Origin of the sequence: Pseudomonas chlororaphis (assembly GCF_001921865.1) — a bacterium.
Lineage (GTDB): Bacteria > Pseudomonadota > Gammaproteobacteria > Pseudomonadales > Pseudomonadaceae > Aquipseudomonas > Aquipseudomonas chlororaphis_D.
The window spans coordinates 257,898-281,617 of the sequence record NZ_MSCT01000002.1 but is presented as its reverse complement, the minus strand read 5'-3'; the positions used below and the strand labels follow the sequence as shown (position 1 = coordinate 281,617).

Genomic DNA, 23,720 nt, shown 5'->3' with positions numbered 1-23,720 from the left:
GTTTATTCCTTGTGGTAGGCGGTAACGCGAGCGACTTCTTCCTTCGAGCCGAGGAACACCGCGACACGCTGGTGCAGGCCGTCAGGCTTGATGTCGAGAATGCGCTGGTGACCGTCGGTGGACGCCCCGCCAGCCTGCTCGACCAGGAACGACATCGGGTTGGCTTCGTACATCAGGCGCAGCTTGCCCGGTTTCTCCGGCTCGCGGCTGTCGCGCGGGTACATGAACAAGCCGCCACGGGTCAGGATGCGGTGCACGTCGGCCACCATCGCGGCGACCCAGCGCATGTTGTAGTTCTTTTTCAGCGGACCTTCTTCGCCCGTCAGCAGTTCGCCGACATAACGCTGTACCGGCGCTTCCCAGTGACGCTGGTTGGACATGTTGATCGCGAATTCCTGGGTGGACTCCGGGATCTTGATGTCTTCGTGGGTCAGCACGAAGCTGCCCATTTCACGGTCCAGGGTGAAGCCCTTGACGCCGTGGCCCAGGGTCAGCACCAGCATGGTCTGCGGGCCGTAGATGGCGTAGCCGGCGGCGACCTGCTGGGTGCCCGGCTGCAGGAAGGCCTTTTCGTTCAGGGCTTCGTTCTGGCTCAGGTGTTCGTTGGGGCAACGCAGCACCGAGAAGATGGTGCCGACCGGCGCGTTGATATCGATGTTCGACGAACCGTCCAGCGGGTCGAACACCAGCAGGTAGGCGCCTTTCGGGTATTTGCCCGGGATCTGGTAGGCATTGTCCATTTCCTCGGACGCCATGCCGGCCAGGTGGCCGCCCCATTCATTGGCTTCGAGCAGGATCTCGTTGGAGATCACGTCGAGCTTCTTCTGCACTTCGCCTTGGACGTTTTCAGTACCCATGCTGCCCAGCACGCCACCCAGGGCGCCTTTGGACACGGCATGGCTGATCTCCTTGCAAGCACGCGCCACCACTTCGATCAGGAAGCGCAGATCGGCAGGAGTGTTGTTGCTGCGGGTCTGCTCAATCAAATAGCGACTCAGGGTAACGCGGGACATGGAAGGCTCCGGAGGAATGGGGGGCGGAAAAACCCGCGCAGTTTAACGCGAGTCGGGGCGCATTTCCTCCTATGAGACGAGATCCGCCACACAGAGTTCATGCGCGCGATTGAGCGTAGCCCGAAATCCGACCTGTAGCCGTCGCCGACGGTTGCCGGCGCCCGCGCCAAAAGGCGCCCGGGCGCAATCCGGCGGCCGACGCAGCGCCTATTCCAGAGCCTTCCAGATCTGCGTGGCGTACTCGCGAATGGTCCGGTCCGACGAGAACCAGCCCATGCGCGCGCTGTTGAGCACCGCCGAGCGCCACCATTGCTGGCTGTCGCGCCAGCGCTCTTCGACATGCAGTTGGGCGGCCCAGTAGGAATCGAAGTCGGCACACACATGGAAACGGTCGTAGTCGACCAGCGAGTCCACCAGCCCGGTGTAGCGAGCCGGATCGTCCGGCGAGAACACCCCGCCGCGAATCGCCTGCAACACATCGTTGAGGCGGTGGGAGGCGGCAATATCCGGCACGGCACTGAACTCGCCGTTGCGTTTGCGCGCCTCCACCTGCTGGGCGCTGAGGCCGAAGATGAACATGTGATCGGCGCCGACCCGTTCGCACATCTCGACGTTGGCGCCGTCCAGGGTGCCGATGGTCAAGGCGCCGTTGAGGCCGAACTTCATGTTGCTGGTGCCGGATGCCTCGAAGCCGGCGGTGGAGATCTGCTCCGACAGGTCGGCCGCCGGAATGATGCTTTCGGCCAGGCTGACGTTGTAGTTGGGCAGGAACACCACCTTGAGCAAGCCGCGCACGGTCGGGTCGTTGTTCACGGTGCGGGCGATGTCGTTGCTCAGCTTGATGATCAGCTTGGCCTGGTGATAACTGGCCGCGGCCTTGCCGGCGAAGATCTTCACCCGCGGCACCCAGTCGGTTTCCGGCTCGGCGCGGATCGCCTGGTACAGCGCCACGGTGTGCATCAGGTTGAGCAACTGGCGCTTGTATTCGTGGATCCGCTTGACCTGCACGTCGAACAGCGCCGCCGGGTTGATCGCGATCCCCAGGCGCTCGTGGATCAACGCCGCCAGCGCCCGCTTGCTGTGCAGGCGCTGCTCGGCGAACTGCTTGCGGAAGGCCGGCTTTTCGGCGAAGGGCTCGAGCTTGAGCAGCAGCTCCTCGGGGTTATCCAGCAGCGCCGGGCCCACGGCATCGACCATCATTTCCGTAAGCTTGGGGTTGGCCTGGTACAGCCAGCGGCGGAAGGTGATGCCGTTGGTCTTGTTGTTGATCCGTTCCGGGTACAGCTTGTGCAACTCGGAGAACACCGTGCTGCGCATCAGCTGGGTATGCAACCCGGAGACGCCGTTGACGCTGTGGGAACCGAGAAACGCCAGGTTGCCCATGCGTACGCGGCGGCCGTTGTCTTCCTCGATCAGCGACACCGCGCGCAGCACGTCGAAGTCATGGATGCCCTTGGCCCGCAGCGAATCGATGTGCTGGGCGTTGATCAGGTAAATGATCTGCATGTGCCGCGGCAGCATGCGCTCCATCAGGCCCACCGGCCAGGTTTCCAGGGCCTCGGGCAGCAGCGTGTGGTTGGTGTAGGCCAGGGTCTCGACGGTGATCTGCCAGGCCGCTTCCCAGGCGATGCCGTGCAGGTCCACCAGTTGGCGCATCAGCTCGGCCACGGCGATCGACGGGTGGGTGTCGTTGAGCTGGATCGCCGCATGCTCGCCCAGGCTGAGCACCGAGTCGTGCATGTTCTTGTGCCGGCGCAACAAATCCTGCAACGAGGCGGAAACGAAGAAGTACTCCTGGCGCAGGCGCAGTTCCTGCCCCGCTTCGGTGCTGTCCGCCGGGTAAAGCACCCGGGAGATGCTCTCGGCCCGCGCCACCTCGGCCACCGCGCCCAGGTGGTCGCCGGCGTTGAAGCGCTCCAGGTGCAGGTCTTCCATGGCCCGCGCCCGCCACAGCCGCAGGGTGTTGACGCTGGCGCCGCGCCAGCCGACCACCGGGGTGTCGTAGGCCACCGCGCGCACGGTTTCCGCCGGCCACCAGACCTGCCGGGCGTGGCCGGCCTCGTCGACGACGGTGTCGACGCTGCCGCCGAAGCCGATCGAGTAGATCACCTCCGGGCGCTCGAACTCCCAGGGGTTGCCGAAGTCCAGCCAGTGTTCGGTCTGTTCCTGCTGCCAGCCATCGACTATGGCCTGGCGGAACAAACCGTGCTCGTAACGAATGCCGTAGCCGTGGCCGGCGATGCCCAGGGTCGACATGCTTTCCATGAAGCACGCCGCCAGGCGCCCGAGACCGCCGTTGCCCAGGGCCGCATCCGGCTCCAGCAGGCGGATGCGCTCCAGGTCGACGCCGAGTTCGCTCAGCGCATCGCGCGCCACATCCAACAGCCCGAGGTTGCTCAGGCTGTCGTAGAGCAGGCGGCCGATGAGGAACTCCAGGGAAAGGTAATAAACGCGTTTCTGGCCTTTGCGGTAGATCTGCCGCGTATGGTCCATCCAGTGCTCGACCATGTGATCGCGCGCCGCCAGGGCGATGGCTTCGAACCAGTCATGGTCGAAGGCGTGGTCCGGGTCCTTGCCCACCGCGTAGGTGAGCTTGGTCAGGACGGCGTCGCGAAAAGCGGCCACCTCAGCGTCACGAACCTGCAGTTCCTGAGTCATGAATACGACCTCGAGCGAGATAGACAGTGAACAGGGAATTGTCTGAGCCTAGTCGGTCTGACAGGAGCCAAAGGCGCAGGTTCGGCGCGTCTTGCAATTGCCCGAACAGAGGCAGTGTCTCCCGCGGCAGCTGGCAAAAATGATGCAGATGCCGTGCCGACCCTCGCGCTCCCCCCGGGCAGGCGTAAATTCCGTTAAATGGTTGTTCAAAAATCCACCAGTACCGGTATGATCGCGCGCCCTGATACACACGCTGGAAACAAGCCTGATGAAGTCCAACCTGATCGCCGCCGCGGAAATCGACCGACTCGATACCTGGGCCAAGTATTCCGCGCCCATGTGCGGTTCCTGCATGTCCAGCTGCTGCACCCTGCCGGTGGAGGTCAAGATCAAGGATCTGATCCGCATCGGTATCGTCGACGAATTCGAGCGCGGCGAGCCGGCGAAGAACATCGCCAAGCGCCTGCAGAAGGAAGGCATCGTCGAGCGCTACAACCAGAAGTCCGAAATCTTCACCCTGCAGCGCATGAGCAACAACGACTGCCTGTATCTGGATCGTAAGAGCCGCCTGTGCACCATTTATGACAAGCGCCCGGATACCTGCCGCAACCACCCGAAGATCGGCCCGCGCCCGGGCTATTGCGCGTACAAGCCCAAGCCCCAGGAACGCCAGACCAATACCAGCAGCCGGACGCTGGAACGCTTCTGATCCGCGACCTGTACCTTTAGCCCCGTTACCCTGTAGCCGCTGCCGAGGCACGAGGCTGCGATCGACTGCGTAGCAGTCGCAATACGGCCACCAGCGTGGTTCAGATGTACTGCGTCGCATGGTTTTACGGCTGCCTTGCAGCCGAGCGCAGCCTCGCAGGCTCGGCAGCGGCTACAAGAGCAGGCAGCAGCGGGCAGCATCTTTTTCGCGGATCAAAAAAAACGCCCCCGGCCTTTCGACCGGGGGCGTTTTTATTCAGCCTGAACTAACGATCAGTTCTTGGCTTTCTTGGCAGCGCGGGTACGCTCGCCTTCGTCAAGAATCTTTTTACGCAGGCGAATCGACTTTGGAGTCACTTCACACAATTCATCGTCCTGGATGAATTCCAGAGCCTGTTCCAGGGTGAAACGAACCGGCGGAACCAGGGCGATGGTTTCGTCCTTGCCCGAAGCACGCATGTTGTCGAGCTTCTTGCCTTTGGTTGGGTTCACGCCCAGGTCGTTGTCGCGGCTGTTCAGGCCGACGATCTGACCGTTGTAGATCTCCTGGCCGTGCTCGACGAACAGCTTGCCGCGCGCCTGCAGGGTTTCCAGGGAGTAGGTCAGGGCCTTGCCGGTTTCTACCGAAACCAGTACGCCGTTCTGACGGCCGGACATGTGGCCGGACTTCATCGGAGCGTAACGATCGAAGATCGAGGTCAGGATGCCCGCACCGTTGGTCAGGGTCAGGAACTGGTTACGGAAACCGATCAGACCACGGGCTGGAATGTTGTATTCCAGGCGTACACGGCCCTTGCCATCCGGCACCATGTTGCTCAGGTCGCCCTTACGCAGGCCCATTTCTTCCATGACCTTGCCCTGGGATTCTTCAGGGATGTCGATGGTGACGTTCTCGAACGGTTCCTGCTTCACGCCGTCGACTTCACGGATGATCACTTCAGGACGGCCAACGCCCATTTCGAAGCCTTCGCGACGCATGGTTTCGATCAGAACCGAGAGGTGCAGCTCACCACGGCCGGAAACCTTGAACTTGTCAGCCGAGTCGCCTTCTTCAACGCGCAGTGCAACGTTGTACAGCAGCTCTTTGTCCAGGCGTTCCTTGATGTTACGGCTGGTCACGAACTTGCCTTCTTTACCGCAGAATGGCGAGTCGTTGACCTGGAAGGTCATGGAAACGGTTGGCTCGTCGACGGTCAGCGGCTTCATCGCTTCGACAGCGGTCGGGTCGCACAGGGTGTCGGAGATGAACAGCTCGTCGAAACCGCTGATGCAGACGATGTCGCCGGCAGCGGCTTCTTCAACGTCCACACGGTGCAGGCCGTGGTGGCCCATCAGCTTCAGGATACGGCCGTTGCGCTTCTTGCCTTCGGTGTCGATGGCGACGACCGGAGTGTTCGGTTTGACGCGACCGCGAGCAATACGGCCAACGCCGATCACACCCAGGAAGCTGTTGTAGTCCAGAGCGGAGATCTGCATCTGGAACGAACCGTCACGGTCAACGGCCGGAGCCGGAACGTTGTCGACGATCGACTGGTACAGCGGGGTCATGTCTTCGGCCATCTCGGTGTGGTCCAGACCGGCAATACCGTTCAGGGCCGAGGCGTAGACGACTTTGAAGTCCAGCTGTTCTTCGGTGGCGCCCAGGTTGTCGAACAGGTCGAAGATCTGGTCCAGAACCCAGTCAGGACGCGCGCCCGGACGGTCGACCTTGTTGATCACCACGATCGGACGCAGGCCGGCTTCGAAAGCCTTCTTGGTCACGAAACGGGTTTGCGGCATAGGGCCGTCTTGAGCGTCGACCAGCAGCAGCACGGAGTCGACCATGGACATTACGCGCTCTACTTCACCGCCGAAGTCGGCGTGGCCCGGGGTGTCCACGATGTTGATGTGGTAGCCGTTCCAGTTGATGGCGGTGTTTTTCGCCAGGATGGTAATACCGCGCTCTTTTTCCTGGTCGTTGGAGTCCATCACGCGCTCGTCGTTGAGCTCGTTGCGCTCCAGGGTGCCGGATTGACGCAGGAGTTTGTCTACCAGGGTGGTTTTACCGTGGTCAACGTGGGCAATGATGGCGATGTTGCGTAGATTTTCGATCACTTGTGTATCTCGATCAGAGGATTCGGTGTGCTGACAGGTTTTGGCAGCGATTAACAATAGAGTCAGGCTTTGCCGTTACAGCTTGACGGCGTCGTCGGGGGGCCGGTGACGCAAGCCACAGGCAAACAGCCCCGGGCACTTAGCTCGGTCTATAAACGCGCACATTGGCATGTCCCTCACTGAGCAGATGGTGAGCATGCAGGCGACTCATGACGCCTTTGTCGCAATACAGCAGGTACTGGCGCGTAGGGTCCAGTTCCTTGAAGCGTGCGTTCAATGCATAGAACGGCAACGCCTTTACTTCGATGCCAGCAAGCTCGAGCGGGTCGTCTTCCTGGGCATCCGGATGGCGGATGTCGACGATGATCTGACCGGCCAGCGCTTCGCCGACTTCTTCGATCTGCAAATCCTGGCCCAGTTCATCGATCACCCGATCGATCGGCACCAGCTTGGCCCGCTCGATCGCACGCTCGAGCACCGCCATGTCGAATTCTTTCTCTTCATGCTCCACGCGATGGCGCTTGGCATGGGTCTTGGGGTTCACCGAGATGATCCCGCAGTACTCCGGCATGTGCTTGGCGAAATCGGCGGTGCCGATTTCGTTGGCCAGGTCGATGATGTCCTGCTTGTGGCTGGCGATCAGCGGGCGCAACACCAGCTTGTCGGTGACGCAGTCGATGACCGAGAGGTTCGGCAGGGTCTGGCTCGACACCTGGGAAATCGCTTCGCCGGTGACCAGCGCGTCGATGTGCAGGCGGTCGGCGATGCTCGACGCGGCCCGCAACATCATACGCTTCAAAATGACGCCCATATGACTGTCGTCGACTTTGCCGAGGATTTCCCCGAGCACTTCCTCGAACGGCACGCTGACGAACAGCACGCGCTGGGAGCTGCCGTACTTCTTCCAGATGTAGTGCGCGACTTCCATCACGCCCAATTCGTGGGCGCGCCCGCCCAGGTTGAAGAAGCAGAAGTGGCCCATCAGGCCGCGGCGCATGATCTGGTAGGCCGCTACCGTGGAATCGAAACCGCCGGACATCAGTACCAGGGTCTGTTCCAGGGCGCCCAGCGGGTAACCGCCGATGCTGTTGTGCTGGTTGTGGATCACGAACAACCGCTGGTCGCGAATTTCCATCCGCACTTCTATTTCCGGCTCTTTCAGGGAAATCCCGGCGGCGCCGCACTGCCGGCGCAGTTGGCTGCCGACGTATTTCTCCACGTCCATGGAGCTGAATTCATGCTTGCCGGCGCGCTTGCAGCGCACGGCGAAAACTTTCCCCGCCAGGGCCTCGCCAAAGTGCTGCTTGCACTTGGCGACGATGTCGTCGAAATCGCCCAGCGGGTATTCGTCGACCTGCAGGAAATGCGCGATGCCCGGCATGCAGCTCAGGCGCTCGGTCATGTCCTTCAAGGCCTTGGCATCAGTGACCGCGGTTTCCAGCTCGAGGTTGTCCCACACACCATTGACCACCACGGCCGGGTCCAGATCGCGGAGCACGGCACGGATGTTCTTGGCCAGCTGACGGATGAAACGCGTCCGTACCGGGCGGCTCTTGATGGTGATTTCCGGGAAAACTTTAACGATTAGTTTCATGAAAACAGCGCGCGCTGGGCCAGCCGAAAAAGGGGGGCGCGGATTATAGCGGAAATTGCTCAAGGTTTAACCAATTAATCTGCATCTGGTTTTTCGTGCACCAAAACAGGTCATTACCAGATAAAAACGCAACATTGCGGTGCGCCATTTTGCCGATTTGCCCAAAACACCCCCTGAAATGCGTGAGTTTGGGGCATAAAACCCAACTCAGGGCACTGGCATGCAATTTGCTCCCTTGTGAGGCAGGTTGCCATGGCAGAGTATCTGCGCCGGCATCACCCACATTCTAAGGGCATACCAACACTCGCCCGAAGCCACCCGGAGGACACTATGTCGAAGTCGGTTCAACTCATCAAAGATCATGACGTCAAATGGATTGATCTGCGCTTCACTGACACCAAGGGCACTCAACATCACGTGACCATGCCGGCTCGTGATGCCCTGGATGAAGCCTTCTTCGAAGAAGGCAAGATGTTCGACGGTTCCTCCATCGCTGGCTGGAAAGGCATCGAAGCCTCCGACATGATCCTGATGCCGGACGACTCCACCGCCGTACTCGACCCGTTCACCGAAGAGCCGACCCTGATCCTGGTCTGCGACGTGATCGAGCCTTCGACCATGCAAGGCTACGACCGCGACCCGCGCGCGATCGCCAAGCGTGCCGAGGAATACCTGAAGTCCACCGGTATCGGCGACACCGTATTCGTAGGCCCGGAGCCTGAGTTCTTCATCTTCGACCAAGTGAAGTTCAAGTCCGACATCTCCGGCTCGATGTTCAAGATCTTCTCCGACCAGGGTTCGTGGATGTCCGACCAGGACGTGGAAGGCGGCAACCATGGCCACCGTCCAGGTATCAAAGGCGGCTACTTCCCGGTTCCACCGTTCGACCACGACCACGAAATCCGTACCTCCATGTGCAACGCCATGGAAGAAATGGGCCTGGTCATCGAAGTGCACCACCACGAAGTGGCCACTGCCGGCCAGAACGAAATCGGTGTGAAGTTCAACACCCTGGTTGCCAAGGCTGACGAAGTCCAGACCCTGAAGTACTGCGTGCACAACGTCGCCGTTGCCTACGGCCGCACTGCGACCTTCATGCCTAAGCCTCTGTACGGCGACAACGGCTCGGGCATGCACGTTCACCTGTCCATCGCCAAAGATGGCAAGAACACCTTCGCTGGCGAAGGTTATGCCGGCCTGTCCGATACCGCCCTGTACTTCATCGGCGGCATCATCAAGCACGGTAAGGCCCTGAACGGCTTCACCAACCCGTCGACCAACTCCTACAAGCGTCTGGTCCCAGGTTTCGAAGCGCCGGTCATGCTGGCCTACTCGGCGCGCAACCGTTCCGCCTCGATCCGTATTCCTTACGTCTCCAGCCCTCGCGCCCGTCGTATCGAAGCCCGCTTCCCGGACCCGGCTGCCAACCCGTACCTGGGCTTCGCCGCCCTGCTGATGGCTGGCCTGGACGGTATCCAGAACAAGATCCACCCTGGCGACGCCGCCGACAAAAACCTGTACGACCTGCCGCCTGAAGAGGCCAAAGAGATCCCACAAGTTTGCGGCAGCCTGAAAGAAGCCCTGGAAGAGCTGGACAAAGGTCGTGCGTTCCTGACCAAAGGCGGCGTTTTCAGCGACGACTTCATCGACGCTTACATCGCCCTGAAAAGCGAAGAAGAAATCAAGGTCCGTACCTTCGTACACCCACTGGAATACGAGCTGTACTACAGCTGCTGATCCGGTAGCGCCGCGATACGCGGCGTGAATGAAAAAGCCCCGGCTCTTTCGAGCCGGGGCTTTTTTTTGCCCATTGGCCTGATCCCTTGCGATAGTGCGCGCCTGGAAGATCGCTATCGCGAGCTCGCGCCTACAGGTTTAGTGCCGTCCTTGCTCGCGCTAAAAATCCCTCACTCACCTCATTACCGAGGCCCTCCATGCCCTCCCCGATCAAAACCTGCCTGGCCCTGTGCGCCGCCCTGCTCGCCGGAACCGCCCACGCCGAACCCGCCTCGCTCGCCCCGCTGTTGGGCAGCATCGAAGAACGCCTAGCCATCGCCGACCAGGTGGCCCTGAGCAAATGGGACAGCCACAAGGCCGTGGAAGACCGCCCGCGCGAGCGCGAAGTGATTGCCGGCGCGGTGGCCCAGGCGGCGGAGTACACGCTCGACGGCGCGACGGTGGAACAGTTTTTCGCCGCGCAGATCGAGGCCAACAAACTGGTGCAGTACGCCCGCTTGTCCGAATGGACCCTGCAAGGCCAGGCACCGGACGCTCCGCGCCCGGATCTGGTGGGGCAGATCCGCCCACAACTCGATCGGTTACAAAAACGCCTGCTGCAACAACTGGCCGACTTCGGCCCCTATCGCCACGACCCGCAGTGCCCGCAATGGCTGGCCCGGGCCAGCCACGACGGCGACCGCACAGCGCTGCGCCAACTGGCGCTGGTCCGTGCCACAGCCGAGCTTTGTGTGTTCAAAGGTTGAAGCGGCGAACCCGGGCGCGGTCCGCGGCTCTATGCTGGAGGCACTTTCGCCTGTGAAGCCGCAGGCCCGACGCCCCGGGAAAGCCATCATGCGTTCGTACTGTCTCTATCTGTTGTTGCTGGCCAGCCTGCCGGCCGCGGCGCAGATCTATCGCTACACCGATGCCAACGGCAACGCCGCCTACAGCGACCGGCCGCCCGCCGGCGTACCGAGCCAGGTCGTCGAGCCAAGCCCGCCGAACCGCAGCGCCGCGCCCCGGCTCACGCCGACACCCGGCACCGAGAAGACCGCGACGCCGCAAGCCAGCGCGCCGATCTATAGCACTCTCGAACTGAGCGGCGTGCCGGACGGCGGCGTGGTGCGCGCCAACAACGGCGCCTTCACGGTCGAGGTGCGCCTGCAACCGCGCCTGCGCAGCGAACATCGCCTGCGCCTGCAGCTCGACGGCCAGCCCTACGGCCAAGCCGGCCACCTGCCGAGCCTGCCACTGCGGGACATCGACCGCGGCGAGCACCGCCTGGCGGTGCAGGTGCTCGATGGCGAGCGAGTGGTGCAACAAAGCCCGGCGCTGACCTTCACCCTGCTACGGACGCATCGGCCCTGAAGCATTAGCGGGGCGAACCGCTCAGGCGCGCTCGATCACCATGGCCACGCCCTGGCCGACGCCGACGCACAGGCTGACCACGGCATAACGCTGATGGTTGCGCTGCAAGGTACGGCAAGCGCTCAACGCCAGGCGGGCCCCGGACGCCCCCAGCGGGTGGCCGATGGCGATGGCGCCGCCGCAGGGGTTGACCCGCGGGTCGTCGAAATCCAGGTCCAGGGCCTTGAGACAGGCCAGCACCTGGGGTGCGAACGCCTCGTTGATCTCGATCAGGTCGAGCTGCTCCAGGCCGATACGCGCCCGTTGCAGCGCCAGCAGAATGGCCGTGTGCGGACCGATGCCCATGAACTGTGGCTCGACCCCGACCGCCGCCGCCGAAAGAATCCGCGCCAGCGGCCGCACCCCGTGTTCGAGACCGATTTCCCGATCGCCGAGCAGCAGCACCGCCGCGCCGTCGTTGATTCCCGAGGCATTGCCCGCCGTCACCACGCCCTCGGCGAACAGCGTGGGCAGGCGCGCCAGCGACGCCAGGTCGGACTGCGGCCGCGGGTGTTCGTCATGCTCGACCGATGTGGTCAGGCCCTTGCGCCCGACCGGCACCTGCACCGGCAGGATCTCGCCGTCCAGCACCCCGGCCCGCAAGGCCGCCTGGTAACGCGCCTGGGACGCGGCGGCGAAACGGTCGGCGTCCTCGCGGCCGATGGCAAACCGACGGGCCAGGTTGTCGCCGGTCTCGGGCATGCTGTGGTTGCCGTAGCGCTGCACCAGCCGCGGGTTGGCGAAGCGCGCGCCGATGGTGCTGTCGGCCACCTCCAGGTTCCGGCCGTAGGCGCTTTCGGCCTTGGCCATGACGAAGGGCGCCCGGGACATGCTTTCGACGCCGCCGGCCAGGTACAAGCGGCCCTCGCCGCAGGTGATCGCCCGGGCCGCGTCGATCACTGCCGACAGGCCGCTGGCGCACAGGCGGTTGACCGTCTGCCCGGGCACGCGCCAGGGCAGGCCGGCGCTGAGCAGAGCATTGCGCGCCAGGTTGCGGCTGTCCTCGCCGGCCTGGTTGGTGCACCCGAGGATCACCTCTTCCAGCGCCTCGACCGGCAACCCCGAGGTCTCCAGCAGGCGCGCCAGCAAAGGCCCCACCAGATCGTCCGGACGCACGCCGGCAAGGCTGCCGGCATAGCGGCCGAAAGGGGTTCGCAAGCCGCTGTAGATATAGGCATCAAGCATGACAAGACTCTCGCAGGGATAAGGGGCAGCAGGCCTCAGGCCGGTATCGGGTTTTCCCCATGGCGCAGGGACAGGCCCAACAGGGCGCGGCGCCGCAGCCAGACGCTGGGGCGATAACGCGGGTCGCCGGTGAGCCCATGCATGCGTTCGAGGATCTGCAACAGGCGCCCGGGGCCCAATTGGTCGCCCCACTCCAGCGGCCCCAGCGGATAGCCCAGGCCCAGGCACACCGCCGCGTCGATGTCGGCCACCGAGGCAATGCCCTGCTGGGCGATGTCGCAGGCCAGGTTGACGATCGAGGCCAGGGTGCGCTGGACGATGAACCCACAGCTGTCGCGGATCAGCGTCACGGTGCCGCCGTCGCTGCTGAACAGCGCATGGGCAGCGCGCTGCATGTCTTCGCGGGTCGCCGGGTTGAGCATCAGGCAGCGTTGGCGGTCGAGGTCGGGCAAGGTGTCGATGGCCACCGTCCGCGCCGGGTCCACGGCATGGCGCAAGGTCGCTTCGCTGGCGTCGTCGCCCAGCGGCGCCACCAGGCACAAGGCACTGGCGGACGGCCGCAAGCCGTTCTCGACCCGCACGCCCAGGCGTTCGAGCAGGGCCAGCAGACGCACTCTGCCAACTTCATCGTCGGTGGCGATCCAGACGCTCGGCAGTGCCGCGTATTGCGGCACGGCCTGCGGTGGGCGCCGCGTACCGCCCGGCTCGCCATAGGCATAGAAGCCCTGCCCGCTCTTGCGGCCCAAGCGCCCGCCCGCCTGCATCAGCTGCAGCACGGGGTGCGGTCGATAACGCGGTTCTTCATAGAACTGGTGGTAGATCGACTCCATCACCGGCCCGCTGACGTCCAGGCCGATCAGGTCGAGCAGCTCGAACGGCCCCATGGCAAAACCGGCGCTGTCGCGCAGCACCGCATCGATCAGCCATACCGGGGCCACGCCCTCGCTGAGGATACGCAGGGCCTCGGTGCCAAAGGCCCGCCCGGCATGGTTGACGATGAACCCGGGGGAGTCCTTGGCCCTGGCCGGGTAATAACCGAGGGTCCGGACCAGTTCCTGCAAGCGCGCGCCGACCTCGCTGTCAGTGGCCAGGCCGTCGATCACTTCGACGATCCGCATGCGCGGCACGGGATTGAAGAAATGCAGCCCGGCGACCCGCTCCGGGTGGCGGCAGGCAGAGGCAATCGCGGTGATCGACAGCGACGAGGTATTGCTCGCCAGGATCGCACCGGGGTCCAGCACGTCCTCCAACTGCCGGAACAGCTGTTGCTTGGCATCCAGGTCTTCGACGATCGCCTCGATCACCAGTTGGCAATCGCACAAGGCCTCCAGGTGGTCGACCACCTCCAGGTTATGCAGGGCCGCGGCCGCCGCCTGGGAGGTGAGGTGGTTTTTTTCGATCTGCCGGGCGAATGCCGTCGCCAGCTGCTCGCGCGCCGTGCTCGCGGCACCTGGCCGCGCATCGAACAGCGCGACCCTGAACCCGGCCGCCGCCATGACCTGGGCGATGCCCTGGCCCATGGCACCAGTGCCGACCAGCCCGATAGATTGCAGTGCTTGAGCGGTCATTTTCCCTGGTACTCCGGTTTGCGTTTCTGCAGAAAGGCCTGCATGCCTTCACGCTGGTCAAAGGAGCCGAACAACAATTGGAATGCCTTGCGCTCCAGCGCCAGCGCCTGCTCCAGGGGCATGTCCATGCCGGCCAGCAGCACTTCCTTGATCTGCGCCACGGCCAGCGGCGGCATGCCGGCGATGGTGTTCGCCAGGGCCAGGGCGCGCGGCAGGGTTTCGCGGTCCGCCACCACCTCGCTGACCAGCCCCAGGCGCAGCGCTTCGTCGGCCGGCACCTGGCAACCGGTGAGCAGCAGGCGCAGCGCCTGGAACTTGCCGACCGCGCGCAGCAGGCGCTGGGTGCCGCCCGCGCCCGGCATCACCCCAACCTTGATTTCCGGCTGGGCAAAACGCGCGGAGCTGCCGGCGACGATCAGGTCGCAATGCATCGCCAGCTCGCAACCGCCGCCCAGGGCGTAGCCATTGACCGCCGCGATCACCGGCTTGCGGCACGCGGAAATGGCCTGCCAGTGGCGCTCGGCGTGGCGGGCATAGAGTTGCAGCGCGCTGGCGTCCACCAGCTCGCCAAGGTCGGCGCCGGCGGCGAACACCGAGTCGCCACCGGTCAGCACCACCACCCGGGTCTGTGGGCAGTCGTCCAGGCGGCGAAAGTGTTCGGCCAGTTCCTCCCGCAGCGCCATGTTCAGCGCGTTGAGGGCCTGCGGACGGTTCAGCCGCAGCAGCGCCACGCCCGGCGCAGGCCGCTCAAGCAGGACCAGCGGTTGAGGGCAAACGGTTTCAGAGTTCATGGAGTCTCCTGATACGGATAGGGGCCCGGCGCACAGCCCTTCAACCGCGGACCACGCCGCGCTCGAACAGCCAGTCGATCGTCTCGCCGTCGAGGCCCAGCTCCCTGAGTACCTCGCGGGTATCCGCCCCCAGCGCCGGCGGGGCGCTGCGATAGCGGGCCGGGGTGCGCGACAACTTGACCGGCGAGCCCACGCCCCGGTAATCGCCGATCTCCACCAGCAACCCGCGATGCCGGGTGTGCGGATGCTCGACCACCTTGTCGATCGACGAAATCGAGCCGCAAGGCACACCCAGGCGGATCAACTGCTGCGCCAGGGCGTTGCCGTCGTGTTCGGCCAGCCGCGCCTCCAGCGCTTGTTTCAAGGCCTCGCGGTTGACCGAGCGGCGACCGTTGTCGGCAAAGCGCGGATCGTCCAGCAGCGGCGCGGCGTCCAGTCGCTCGCACAGGCGGGCGAACTGCCGGTCGTTGCCGACCGCGAGGAAGATCGGCTCGGTGCCGGTGCGGTAACTGTCGTAGGGGGCAATATTCGGATGGGCGTTGCCGGTCCGCCGCGGGGTCTTGCCGGCGGCGAAATAGTTGGCCAGATGCGGATGCAGCAGGGACACGCCGCAGTCGTACAAGGTGATGTCGAGGGACTGCCCCAGGCCGCTGCGCTGACGCTCGTTGAGCGCCAGGAGAACCCCGGCCAGGGCATTCAGCCCGGTGACCATGTCGACGATCGGCAGACCGATGCGCAGCGGGCCGCCGTCGGCTTCGCCGTTGACGCTCATCAGCCCGGCCATCGCCTGGATCACCGCGTCGTAGCCGGGCAGCCCGCCCAACGGGCCGTCACTGCCGAACCCGGACACCGCGCAGTGGATCAGTGCCGGGAAACGCTGGCTCAGCACCTCGGCGTAGCCGATGCCCCAGCGCTCCAGGGTGCCGGGCTTGAAGTTCTCGATCAGCACGTCGGCGTCTTCGAGCAGGTGCATCAGCAACTCGATGCCTTCGGGCCGGGCCAGGTCCACGGCGATACCCCGCTTGTTGCGGTTCACGCCCCGGAAATACGCCGCGTCGGCGCCCTCGAACGGCGGGCCCCAGCCACGCGTCTCGTCGCCGCTCAAAGGCTCCAGCTTGATGACGTCGGCGCCGTGGTCGGCCAGGGCCTGGGTGCAGTAGGGACCGCCCAGCACCCGGCTGAGGTCGATGACTTTCAGGCCGTGCAGGGCCCCGTTGGAATGGCTCATGGCAGTCTCCGCCAGATGGGTGGGGCCGTCAGGCCGGCAGCAGGTGCATCGCTTCGGTTTGCGACAGCGCGCTTTCATTGGCCAGGCGCGCCAGCAGGCCGGGCTCCAGCGCCAGCTCCGGACGCAGCGGGTCGCGCGGCAACAGCTTGTGCTGGAGCAGCAGATGGGCCAGGGCCAGGCGTCGGTAATCGGGCGCCTGGTGGCTCGCTTCCCAGGCCATGAAGATCGCCGTGGCGATGTGATAGAGCGCGCTGCCGGCCAGGCGCACCTGGTCGTCGCGGCGCTCGTGCGCCACCTCGGCCAGCGACGCGACCGCGCGCTGCAACAGCGTCTCGAACAGGCGCTGGCTGGCCAGCGGCAGACCGGCCTCGTAGAGCAGCCCGGCGAGGTAGTGCCGCAGGGGCTCCAGGGCCTGCTCGCGAGTCACGGCGCGGGCGATGTCGAGGGCGACGATGTTGCTGGTGCCTTCCCAGATCGAGCCCAGGTGGGCATCGCGCACCAGCCGCGCATCGCTCCATTCCTCGATGTAACCGACCCCGCCGCGCACCTCCATGGCGTCGCCGGTGACCCGGCGCGCATCGCGACAGGCGCGGAACTTGATCAGCGGGGTGAGGATGCGCACGCATTTGCGCGCCGCCTCGTCGCCGGTATCGGCCTTGGGCAGCAGCGTGGCGATCTGCATGAACATCGAGCGGGCCTGCTCGGCTGGCAGCATCATTTTCAGCAACTGGCGCTGCATCAGCGGCATTTCGATCAGGTAGCGACCAAAGGCCCGGCGGTGGCGGGCGATGTACAGCGCCTCGTTGACCCCGCGGCGCATCAGCCCCGCGGCGCGCACCCCGTTGGACAGGCGCGACATGTTGATCATGTCGGCCATCTGCTGGAAGCCACGGCCGACCTCGCCGATCAGGTAGGCGGTGGCGCCGTCCAGGCTGATCTCGCCGCTGGCCATGGAGCGGCTGCCGAGCTTGTCCTTCAGGCGCAGGATCCGATAGGCGTTGCGCGAACCATCGGGGCGGTGCTTGGGCAGCAGGAACAGGCTGACCCCTTTCATACCCTCCGGGGCGTCTTCCGGACGGGCCAGGACCATCGCCAAGTCGGCGTCCGGGTTGGAGCAGAACCACTTGTCGCCGAACAAGCGCCACTCGCCGTTCTCCAGCCGCGCACGGGTTTGCGTGCGCGACACATCGGAGCCGGCCGCCTGTTCGGTCATGAACATCGCGCCCTGGAACAGTCGATCGAAATCCCGCGAAGCCAGGGACGGCAGGTAGCGTTCGAGCAATTCCGGCGAACCGAAGCGGCGCAGGGTGCGGGTCAGCGAGTCGGTCATGCTGACCGGGCAGCACAGGCCGAACTCGGCCTGCACGAAGAGGAAGGTCAGGGCGTACTTGACCAGCGGCAACACCGGCTCGGCGCCGTGGCTCATGGCGGCCAGGCCCAGCTCGGTGTAGGCCACACGTTCCAGGGCGATGAAATCCGGATGCTTGTGGATGCTCTGCAGGTCTTCGCCGCGCCGGGTACGCGAGAGCAATTGCGGCGGATTCTTGTCCGCCGAGAGCGCCAGTACGTCCAGCTCGCCACCGACCCTGGCCCCGAGCTGCCGCAAGGTCGGCAACCACTGGGCGTACAACTGCGGCGGCAGGTAGACGTCGAGCAGCGCCGCCAGCCCGGCGTCGTAGTCGAACAGGTTCAGGCCCCGGCTATCGGGGATGTTCAGGGTGTCGTGGGCGGGTTCCGGCAAGGCAGTCATGGCAACTCTCCAGGTTCTCGTGCCCCGAGACTAGAGTCGCCATCGATAAGTATCTAATACAAAATCCATCAACTACGATAAGTAAAAAATATCGTAAAGCGAGGACGCCAGCATGGATCTCAAACAGCTTCGTTACTTCGTCGCGGTCGCCGAGGAACTGCATTTCGGCCGGGCCGCCACGCGCCTGTTCATCTCCCAGCCGGCCCTGAGCTTCGATATCAAGAAGCTCGAAAGCCAGCTCGACGTGCAACTGCTGGCCCGCAACAACAAATCTGTGAGCCTGACCAACGCCGGCCAGGTGCTGCTCGACGAAGCCCGCTACCTGCTGCTGCGGGCCGAGCAGGCGCGACGCCTGACGCTGCGCTCGGCCCAGGGTTTCGTTGGCCGGCTGAGCATTGGTTTCGTCAACTCCATCCTGCACCGCGGCCTGCCGCAGGCGGTGAAGGCCTTCGAGCAGGATCACCCGGACACCGAGATCGTGCTGATGGAGATGAACAGCGCCGAGCAGGCCCAGGCGCTGCAACGCGGGCAGATCGATATCGGCTTCGTGCACTGGAGCCACTTTCCCGAGGGCATCCGCGGCGAGCCGATACTCGCCGAACCCTTCCTCTGCTGCCTGCCCCAGGGCCACCGGCTGGCGGGCCAGGCCCGCATCGATCTGGCGCAGTTGGCCGACGACGACTTCATCCTGTTTCCGCGCAATGTCTCGCCGCACTACCACGACCTGATCATCGCCCGTTGCGTGGCGGCCGGGTTCAGCCCGCGCATCCGTCATGAAACCCGGCTCTGGCAAACGGTGGTGGCGATGGTGGCCTACGAAATGGGCGTGGCCCTGGTCCCGCAGACCCTGGCGGGCACCTGGAAAGAGGGCGTGCGCTACTGCGACATCAGCGGCGACGGCGCCTTGTCGGAGATCCACGCCATCCGCCGCGCCGCCGCGCCTTCGGCCGCCGCGGAGAGTTTCCTGAGCGTGCTCAAGACCCTGCAAACACCCGCCAAGCCGGGGTTTTGAGGGCCGGCGACCATACGAAATCCCGTATCACACAATAAGATTTAATCATTATTTTTTTCATTCCTGCCTGTATAGGCTCCGTGCCGTCGGACCTTGCAAATACGTGATGCGCCCGTTCGTGCAACGAGTTATCCGAGGCGGTCAGCAGACCGCTTCCCTGGGCGCAAATAACAAGAACAACATGCAGGAATTGAATAATGAATGCCGCCCAGCACGCTGCCGCGCACCAGAAAGCCCGCAAGGCGGGAATCGCTTCGTTCATCGGCACGACCATCGAATGGTATGACTTCTACGCCTACGGCATCGCCGCCGCGCTGGTCTTCGGCAAGGTGTTCTTCCCCGCCGACCTGCCTCCCGGCACCGCCACCCTGCTGTCGTTCCTGACCCTCTGGGCCGGCTTCATCGCCCGCCCCGTCGGCGGCATCATCTTCGGCCACCTGGGCGACAAGATCGGCCGCAAGACCACGCTGGTGATCACCCTGATCATGATGGGCGTGGCCACCACCTGCATCGGCCTCTTGCCCAGCTACTTGCAGATCGGCATCTGGGCGCCGATCGCCCTGGTGGTCCTGCGCATCGTCCAGGGCATCGCGGTGGGCGGCGAATGGGGCGGCGCCATCCTGATCGCCAGCGAAAGCGCGCCCAAGGGCAAAGGCATCCTGTACGCGGCGTTCGCCCAACAGGGCTCGCCGGCCGGCAACCTGCTGGCGACCCTGGTGTTCTTCGGCTTGAGCGCCCTGCCCGCGCCGGACTTCCTGCTCTGGGGCTGGCGCATTCCGTTCCTGCTGTCGGCGGCGCTGGTCATCGTCGGCATGGTGATCCGCCTCAAGCTCGAAGAGTCGGACGACATGAAGCGCCTGATCCAGCAGAAAAAGACCGTCAAGCTGCCGATCCTCGAAGTCCTGCGCGATCACTGGCAACTGGTCCTGCTGGGCGCCGGGGTGCTGCCGATCATCCATGTCACCTACTTCAAGAGCACCTTTGCCCTGTCCTGGGCCACCAAGGAACTGGGCTACAGCCAGGGCACCTTTCTCAGCGTGATCGTCATCGCCCTCGTCGTGCAGTTCATCACCCAGCCCCTGGGCGCGGTGCTGGTGTCGCGGATGGACATGCGCAAGGCCGTGGTGCTGATGGTGCTGCCGGAGTTCCTGCTGATGCCGGCGATGTTCTTCGCCGTGGAAACCGGCGTCTACTGGATCGCCGTGCTCGGCATGTGCCTGGCCACCGTGCCGCACTCGATGTTCTACGGCGCCGTCGGCGGCATCCTGGCCCGTGCCTTCCCGACCCGGGTGCGCTACAGCGGGCTGTCGATTTCCTATCAGCTGTGCTCGCTGCTGGTGGGCGGCGCCACGCCGGTGCTGGCCCAGGGCATCCTCAACAACACCGGGAGCATTCTCGGCGTGGCCATCGCCTCGGCCTGCTATGCCCTGGTGTCCCTGGCGTGCATGCTCCTGCTGCTCAAGCGCATCGGCCACAACGCCGCCGAGCTGTCCACCGCGGAACAGGCGGACGCCGACGAACTGGCCCTGGGCCCCGAGGCCGCGCCGACCAGCGCGACCTCCGCCATGCCGCGGCCGGGCATCGAGCAAAAGATCGACCAGAAGGCCCAGCCCGCCCACTGACCCGCCCGCCGACTCCAGCCCCCAGGCCCGCCAGCAAGCGGGCCTTTTGCCTTGCCCCCACCCTCCTTCTGCCCGGCGCCCTGCCGGCTATTCTTTAGCGCGCCACGGGAAAAACCGCACTATATTGGTGCATTCAACTGCACCTTCACCCATCCGACAGCCCATTTTGGTTCGAAACTACCCAGCAACGCTGTGCGAATGCTGCGTAATAGCACTTCAAACGGCTGTTTCAGGGCTCGCGCGCTTCTTTTCGGAGCCTTGGTTTGGTTTTTGCATTTTCCCGCTATCAGCGCTTTATCCGCGCGCGCAATCCGGGACCGGCCCCGGCTTGCCTTGCTTCAAAAGAGGTCAACATCTACCCATGACCATCAGCGATCCACTGCACCGTTTGCTACTCGACAACCTGACCACCGCGACCATCCTGCTCAACGCCGACCTGCGCCTTGAGTACATGAACCCGGCGGCGGAAATGTTGCTGGCCATCAGCGGCCAACGCAGTCACGGGCAATTCATCAGCGAGCTGTTCACCGAATCGGCCGAAGCCCTGAGCTCCCTGCGCCAGGCGGTGGAACAGGCGCATCCGTTCACCAAGCGCGAAGCCATGCTCACCGCGCTGACCGGCCAGACCCTGACCGTGGACTACGCGGTGACGCCGATCCTGAGCAACGGCGACACCCTGCTGTTGCTGGAAGTCCACCCGCGCGATCGCCTGCTGCGGATCACCAAGGAAGAGGCCCAGTTGTCCAAGCAGGAAACCAGCAAGATGCTGGTGCGCGGCCTGGCCCACGAGATCAAGAACCCCCTCGGCGGGATCCGCGGCGCCGCCCAGCTGCTGGCCCGCGAGCTGCCGGAAGAGCACCTCAAGGACTACACCAACGTCATCATCGAAGAGGCCGACCGCCTGCGGAACCTGGTGGACCGCATGCTCGGCTCCAACAAGCTGCCGTCGCTGGCCCTGTGCAACGTGCACGAAGTGCTGGAGCGCGTGAGCAGCCTGGTGGAAGCCGAAAGCCAGGGCTGCATCACCCTGGTGCGCGACTACGACCCGAGCATTCCCGACGTATTGATCGACCGCGAACAGATGATCCAGGCGGTGCTCAACATCGTGCGCAACGCCATGCAGGCCATCAGCAGCCAGAACGAGCTGCGCCTGGGGCGCATCAGCCTGCGCACCCGTGCCATGCGCCAGTTCACCATCGGCCACGTGCGCCACCGCCTGGTGACCAAGATCGAGATCATCGACAACGGCCCGGGGATCCCCGCGGAGCTTCAGGAAACCATCTTCTTCCCCATGGTCAGCGGCCGCCCCGACGGTACCGGGCTGGGCCTGGCCATTACCCAGAACATCATCAGCCAGCACCAGGGCCTGATCGAGTGCGACAGCCATCCCGGCCACACCACCTTCTCGATCTTTCTGCCACTGGAACAAGGAGCCCCATCGACATGAGCCGTAGTGAAACCGTGTGGATCGTCGATGACGACCGTTCTATCCGTTGGGTCCTGGAGAAAGCCTTGCAACAGGAAGGCATGACCACCCAGAGCTTCGATAGCGCCGATGGGGTGATGAGCCGCCTGGCCCGCCAGCAGCCGGACGTGATCATTTCCGATATCCGCATGCCCGGCGCCAGCGGCCTGGACCTGCTGGCGCGGATTCGCGAACAGCACCCGCGCCTGCCGGTGATCATCATGACCGCGCATTCCGACCTGGACAGCGCTGTCGCCTCCTATCAAGGCGGGGCCTTCGAGTACCTGCCCAAGCCGTTCGACGTCGACGAAGCGGTGTCGCTGGTCAAGCGCGCCAACCAGCACGCCCAGGAGCAGCAAGGCCTGGAAGTGGTCCCGGCGCTGGCCAGTACCCCGGAAATCATCGGCGAAGCGCCAGCGATGCAGGAGGTGTTCCGCGCCATCGGTCGCCTGAGCCATTCCAATATCACCGTGCTGATCAACGGCGAATCCGGCACCGGCAAAGAGCTGGTGGCCCACGCCCTGCACCGCCACAGCCCGCGGGCGGCCTCGCCGTTCATCGCGCTGAACATGGCGGCGATCCCCAAGGACCTGATGGAATCCGAGCTGTTCGGCCATGAAAAAGGCGCCTTCACCGGCGCCGCCAACCTGCGCCGCGGGCGCTTCGAGCAGGCCGACGGCGGCACCTTGTTCCTCGACGAGATCGGCGACATGCCGGCCGATACCCAGACCCGCCTATTGCGGGTGCTGGCCGACGGCGAGTTCTACCGGGTCGGCGGGCATACGCCGGTCAAGGTCGACGTGCGGATCATCGCCGCGACCCACCAGAACCTGGAAACCCTGGTGCACGCCGGCAAGTTCCGCGAGGACCTGTTCCACCGCCTGAACGTGATCCGTATCCATATCCCGCGCCTGTCGGACCGCCGCGAAGACATCCCGACCCTGGCCAGGCACTTTCTCGGCCGCGCCGCCCAGGAGCTGGCCGTCGAGCCCAAGCTCTTGAAAAACGAGACCGAGGAATACCTGAAGAACCTGCCGTGGCCGGGCAACGTGCGCCAGCTGGAAAACACCTGCCGCTGGATCACCGTGATGGCGTCGGGGCGCGAAGTGCATATCAGCGACCTGCCGCCGGAGCTGCTGAGCCTGCCCCAGGACTCGGCGCCAGTGACCAACTGGGAGCAGGCCCTGCGCCAGTGGGCCGACCAGGCCCTGGCTCGCGGCCAGTCGAGCCTGCTGGACAGCGCGGTGCCGAGCTTCGAGCGGATCATGATCGAGACCGCCCTCAAGCACACCGCCGGCCGTCGCCGCGACGCCGCCGTGCTGCTGGGCTGGGGCCGCAACACCTTGACCCGCAAGATCAAGGAGCTGGGGATGAAAGTCGACGGCGGGGACGACGAGGACAGCGACGAAGGTTAACTCCCGCCCCACCATCCCTGTAGCCGCTGCCGCAGGCTGCGCAAAGGTCCGCAGGACCTTCGAGGCCTTCAAGAACGGCGCCCCCTGCGGGGTCGATCGCAGCCTTCGGCAGCGGCTACAGGCGCCAGCGTATGAAAGGTCCGAGGCTTTTTGTGCACCGTAATGGTGAGCCTGCACTGCCTGAAGGCCCGATCAGCCCCGGGACTTTCTTGCGGGCGGCTGTGGCTCCTGCTGAAAACCCTCATCCGCGAAACGACAAAAGCCCCGTAATCCGGGGCTTTCAGCCTTTTTCAAAAATCGGCTTAATCGTTCAAGCGAGAATTGGCACGCCCCCTGCAATAACACATTCACGAGTGCAGTCACTCAGCCGTTTTGGGGACCTTGGTACAGGCAGGCCGAGCATCCCCTTCTTTACACCCGGACCCCCTACCGCTCGCAGCGACGGGTTCCAAGCGTTTCGGGAACCCTGGTACAGGCAGGCCAGGAATTCC

General features: G+C 64.4%; 17 protein-coding genes. 8 read left to right on the top strand and 9 right to left on the bottom strand.

The features are described 5' to 3' along the window. Positions 1-2 precede the first annotated feature (2 nt). Positions 3-1,013 carry a class 1 fructose-bisphosphatase gene (locus BTN82_RS01595; RefSeq protein ID WP_075117432.1) on the bottom strand — a complete coding sequence of 337 codons (1,011 nt, stop codon included), beginning with the start codon at positions 1,011-1,013 and terminating at the stop codon, positions 3-5. Positions 1,014-1,220: 207 nt separating this feature from the next. Further along, positions 1,221-3,671: a glycogen/starch/alpha-glucan phosphorylase gene (locus BTN82_RS01590; RefSeq protein WP_075117431.1), complete on the bottom strand. Its 2,451-nt coding sequence runs from the start codon at positions 3,669-3,671 to the stop codon at positions 1,221-1,223. Positions 3,672-3,936: 265 nt separating this feature from the next. On the opposite strand from BTN82_RS01590, the gene BTN82_RS01585 reads away from it, so the two are divergent. Further along, positions 3,937-4,380, top strand: coding sequence for a YkgJ family cysteine cluster protein (locus tag BTN82_RS01585; protein ID WP_186828344.1), 444 nt, complete (start codon positions 3,937-3,939; stop codon positions 4,378-4,380). 272 nt (positions 4,381-4,652) lie between these two features. On the opposite strand, the gene typA is transcribed toward BTN82_RS01585, so the two are convergent. Both typA and thiI read right to left on the bottom strand, forming a co-directional pair. Beyond that, positions 4,653-6,473 (bottom strand): translational GTPase TypA, encoded by a 1,821-nt coding sequence (gene typA, locus BTN82_RS01580; protein ID WP_075117429.1) that lies wholly within the window; start codon positions 6,471-6,473, stop codon positions 4,653-4,655. Positions 6,474-6,612: 139 nt separating this feature from the next. After that, complete coding sequence (gene thiI, locus BTN82_RS01575; RefSeq protein ID WP_075117428.1) at positions 6,613-8,067, bottom strand: tRNA uracil 4-sulfurtransferase ThiI; 1,455 nt, start codon at positions 8,065-8,067, stop codon at positions 6,613-6,615. 330 nt (positions 8,068-8,397) lie between these two features. Between thiI and glnA the strand changes: the two genes are divergently transcribed. The 3 genes from glnA (at position 8,398) to BTN82_RS01555 (ending at position 11,154) form a co-directional block, all read left to right on the top strand. Then, positions 8,398-9,804, top strand: coding sequence for a glutamate--ammonia ligase (glnA, locus tag BTN82_RS01565; protein WP_075117426.1), 1,407 nt, complete (start codon positions 8,398-8,400; stop codon positions 9,802-9,804). Between the two features lie 197 nt (positions 9,805-10,001). Then, positions 10,002-10,550, top strand: a complete 549-nt coding sequence (locus BTN82_RS01560) for a chorismate mutase (RefSeq protein WP_075117425.1) — start codon at positions 10,002-10,004, stop codon at positions 10,548-10,550. Between the two features lie 88 nt (positions 10,551-10,638). Continuing rightward, the gene (locus BTN82_RS01555; protein ID WP_075117424.1) at positions 10,639-11,154 is read left to right on the top strand and encodes a DUF4124 domain-containing protein; all 516 of its coding nucleotides are present in this window, start codon (positions 10,639-10,641) and stop codon (positions 11,152-11,154) included. Between the two features lie 21 nt (positions 11,155-11,175). Here BTN82_RS01555 and BTN82_RS01550 read toward each other — a convergent pair whose 3' ends face one another. From BTN82_RS01550 to BTN82_RS01530, 5 genes are read right to left on the bottom strand one after another with little or no spacing between them, the layout of a single operon-like run. Next, positions 11,176-12,378, bottom strand: coding sequence for a 3-oxoadipyl-CoA thiolase (locus BTN82_RS01550; RefSeq protein ID WP_075117423.1), 1,203 nt, complete (start codon positions 12,376-12,378; stop codon positions 11,176-11,178). Positions 12,379-12,413: 35 nt separating this feature from the next. After that, on the bottom strand, positions 12,414-13,946 hold the full coding sequence (locus BTN82_RS01545) for a 3-hydroxyacyl-CoA dehydrogenase (RefSeq protein ID WP_075117422.1): 1,533 nt from the start codon (positions 13,944-13,946) through the stop codon (positions 12,414-12,416). After that, positions 13,943-14,737: an enoyl-CoA hydratase gene (locus BTN82_RS01540; RefSeq protein ID WP_075117421.1), complete on the bottom strand. Its 795-nt coding sequence runs from the start codon at positions 14,735-14,737 to the stop codon at positions 13,943-13,945. Before BTN82_RS01540 ends, BTN82_RS01545 begins: the two co-directional genes overlap by 4 nt. 40 nt (positions 14,738-14,777) lie before the next feature. Beyond that, on the bottom strand, positions 14,778-15,965 hold the full coding sequence (locus tag BTN82_RS01535; RefSeq protein ID WP_075117420.1) for a CaiB/BaiF CoA transferase family protein: 1,188 nt from the start codon (positions 15,963-15,965) through the stop codon (positions 14,778-14,780). Between the two features lie 28 nt (positions 15,966-15,993). Next, positions 15,994-17,715, bottom strand: a complete 1,722-nt coding sequence (locus tag BTN82_RS01530; RefSeq protein ID WP_075117419.1) for an acyl-CoA dehydrogenase family protein — start codon at positions 17,713-17,715, stop codon at positions 15,994-15,996. Between the two features lie 112 nt (positions 17,716-17,827). On the opposite strand from BTN82_RS01530, the gene BTN82_RS01525 reads away from it, so the two are divergent. From BTN82_RS01525 to ntrC, 4 genes are all read left to right on the top strand, one after another. After that, positions 17,828-18,727: a LysR family transcriptional regulator gene (locus BTN82_RS01525; protein ID WP_075117418.1), complete on the top strand. Its 900-nt coding sequence runs from the start codon at positions 17,828-17,830 to the stop codon at positions 18,725-18,727. A gap of 197 nt (positions 18,728-18,924) precedes the next feature. Further along, the gene (locus BTN82_RS01520) at positions 18,925-20,349 is read left to right on the top strand and encodes an MFS transporter (protein WP_075117417.1); all 1,425 of its coding nucleotides are present in this window, start codon (positions 18,925-18,927) and stop codon (positions 20,347-20,349) included. 361 nt (positions 20,350-20,710) lie between these two features. Then, complete coding sequence (glnL, locus tag BTN82_RS01515; protein ID WP_075117416.1) at positions 20,711-21,796, top strand: nitrogen regulation protein NR(II); 1,086 nt, start codon at positions 20,711-20,713, stop codon at positions 21,794-21,796. Then, a complete protein-coding gene (gene ntrC, locus BTN82_RS01510; RefSeq protein WP_075117415.1) occupies positions 21,793-23,229 on the top strand; it encodes a nitrogen regulation protein NR(I) in 1,437 nt (478 codons plus the stop codon). The genes glnL and ntrC overlap by 4 nt, the downstream gene beginning before the upstream one ends. Positions 23,230-23,720 lie beyond the last annotated feature (491 nt).

What these genes read in the sequence shown, in the direction of transcription:
- ntrC (WP_075117415.1), top strand. Translation starts at nt 21,793, where the DNA reads ATGAGCCGTAGTGAAACCGTGTGGATCGTCGATGACGACCGTTCTATC.
- BTN82_RS01550 (WP_075117423.1), bottom strand. Translation starts at nt 12,378, where the DNA reads ATGCTTGATGCCTATATCTACAGCGGCTTGCGAACCCCTTTCGGCCGC.
- BTN82_RS01520 (WP_075117417.1), top strand. Translation starts at nt 18,925, where the DNA reads ATGAATGCCGCCCAGCACGCTGCCGCGCACCAGAAAGCCCGCAAGGCG.
- BTN82_RS01535 (WP_075117420.1), bottom strand. Translation starts at nt 15,965, where the DNA reads ATGAGCCATTCCAACGGGGCCCTGCACGGCCTGAAAGTCATCGACCTC.
- BTN82_RS01540 (WP_075117421.1), bottom strand. Translation starts at nt 14,737, where the DNA reads ATGAACTCTGAAACCGTTTGCCCTCAACCGCTGGTCCTGCTTGAGCGG.
- BTN82_RS01560 (WP_075117425.1), top strand. Translation starts at nt 10,002, where the DNA reads ATGCCCTCCCCGATCAAAACCTGCCTGGCCCTGTGCGCCGCCCTGCTC.
- BTN82_RS01555 (WP_075117424.1), top strand. Translation starts at nt 10,639, where the DNA reads ATGCGTTCGTACTGTCTCTATCTGTTGTTGCTGGCCAGCCTGCCGGCC.
- glnL (WP_075117416.1), top strand. Translation starts at nt 20,711, where the DNA reads ATGACCATCAGCGATCCACTGCACCGTTTGCTACTCGACAACCTGACC.
- BTN82_RS01525 (WP_075117418.1), top strand. Translation starts at nt 17,828, where the DNA reads ATGGATCTCAAACAGCTTCGTTACTTCGTCGCGGTCGCCGAGGAACTG.
- thiI (WP_075117428.1), bottom strand. Translation starts at nt 8,067, where the DNA reads ATGAAACTAATCGTTAAAGTTTTCCCGGAAATCACCATCAAGAGCCGC.
- BTN82_RS01545 (WP_075117422.1), bottom strand. Translation starts at nt 13,946, where the DNA reads ATGACCGCTCAAGCACTGCAATCTATCGGGCTGGTCGGCACTGGTGCC.
- BTN82_RS01530 (WP_075117419.1), bottom strand. Translation starts at nt 17,715, where the DNA reads ATGACTGCCTTGCCGGAACCCGCCCACGACACCCTGAACATCCCCGAT.
- BTN82_RS01595 (WP_075117432.1), bottom strand. Translation starts at nt 1,013, where the DNA reads ATGTCCCGCGTTACCCTGAGTCGCTATTTGATTGAGCAGACCCGCAGC.
- BTN82_RS01590 (WP_075117431.1), bottom strand. Translation starts at nt 3,671, where the DNA reads ATGACTCAGGAACTGCAGGTTCGTGACGCTGAGGTGGCCGCTTTTCGC.
- glnA (WP_075117426.1), top strand. Translation starts at nt 8,398, where the DNA reads ATGTCGAAGTCGGTTCAACTCATCAAAGATCATGACGTCAAATGGATT.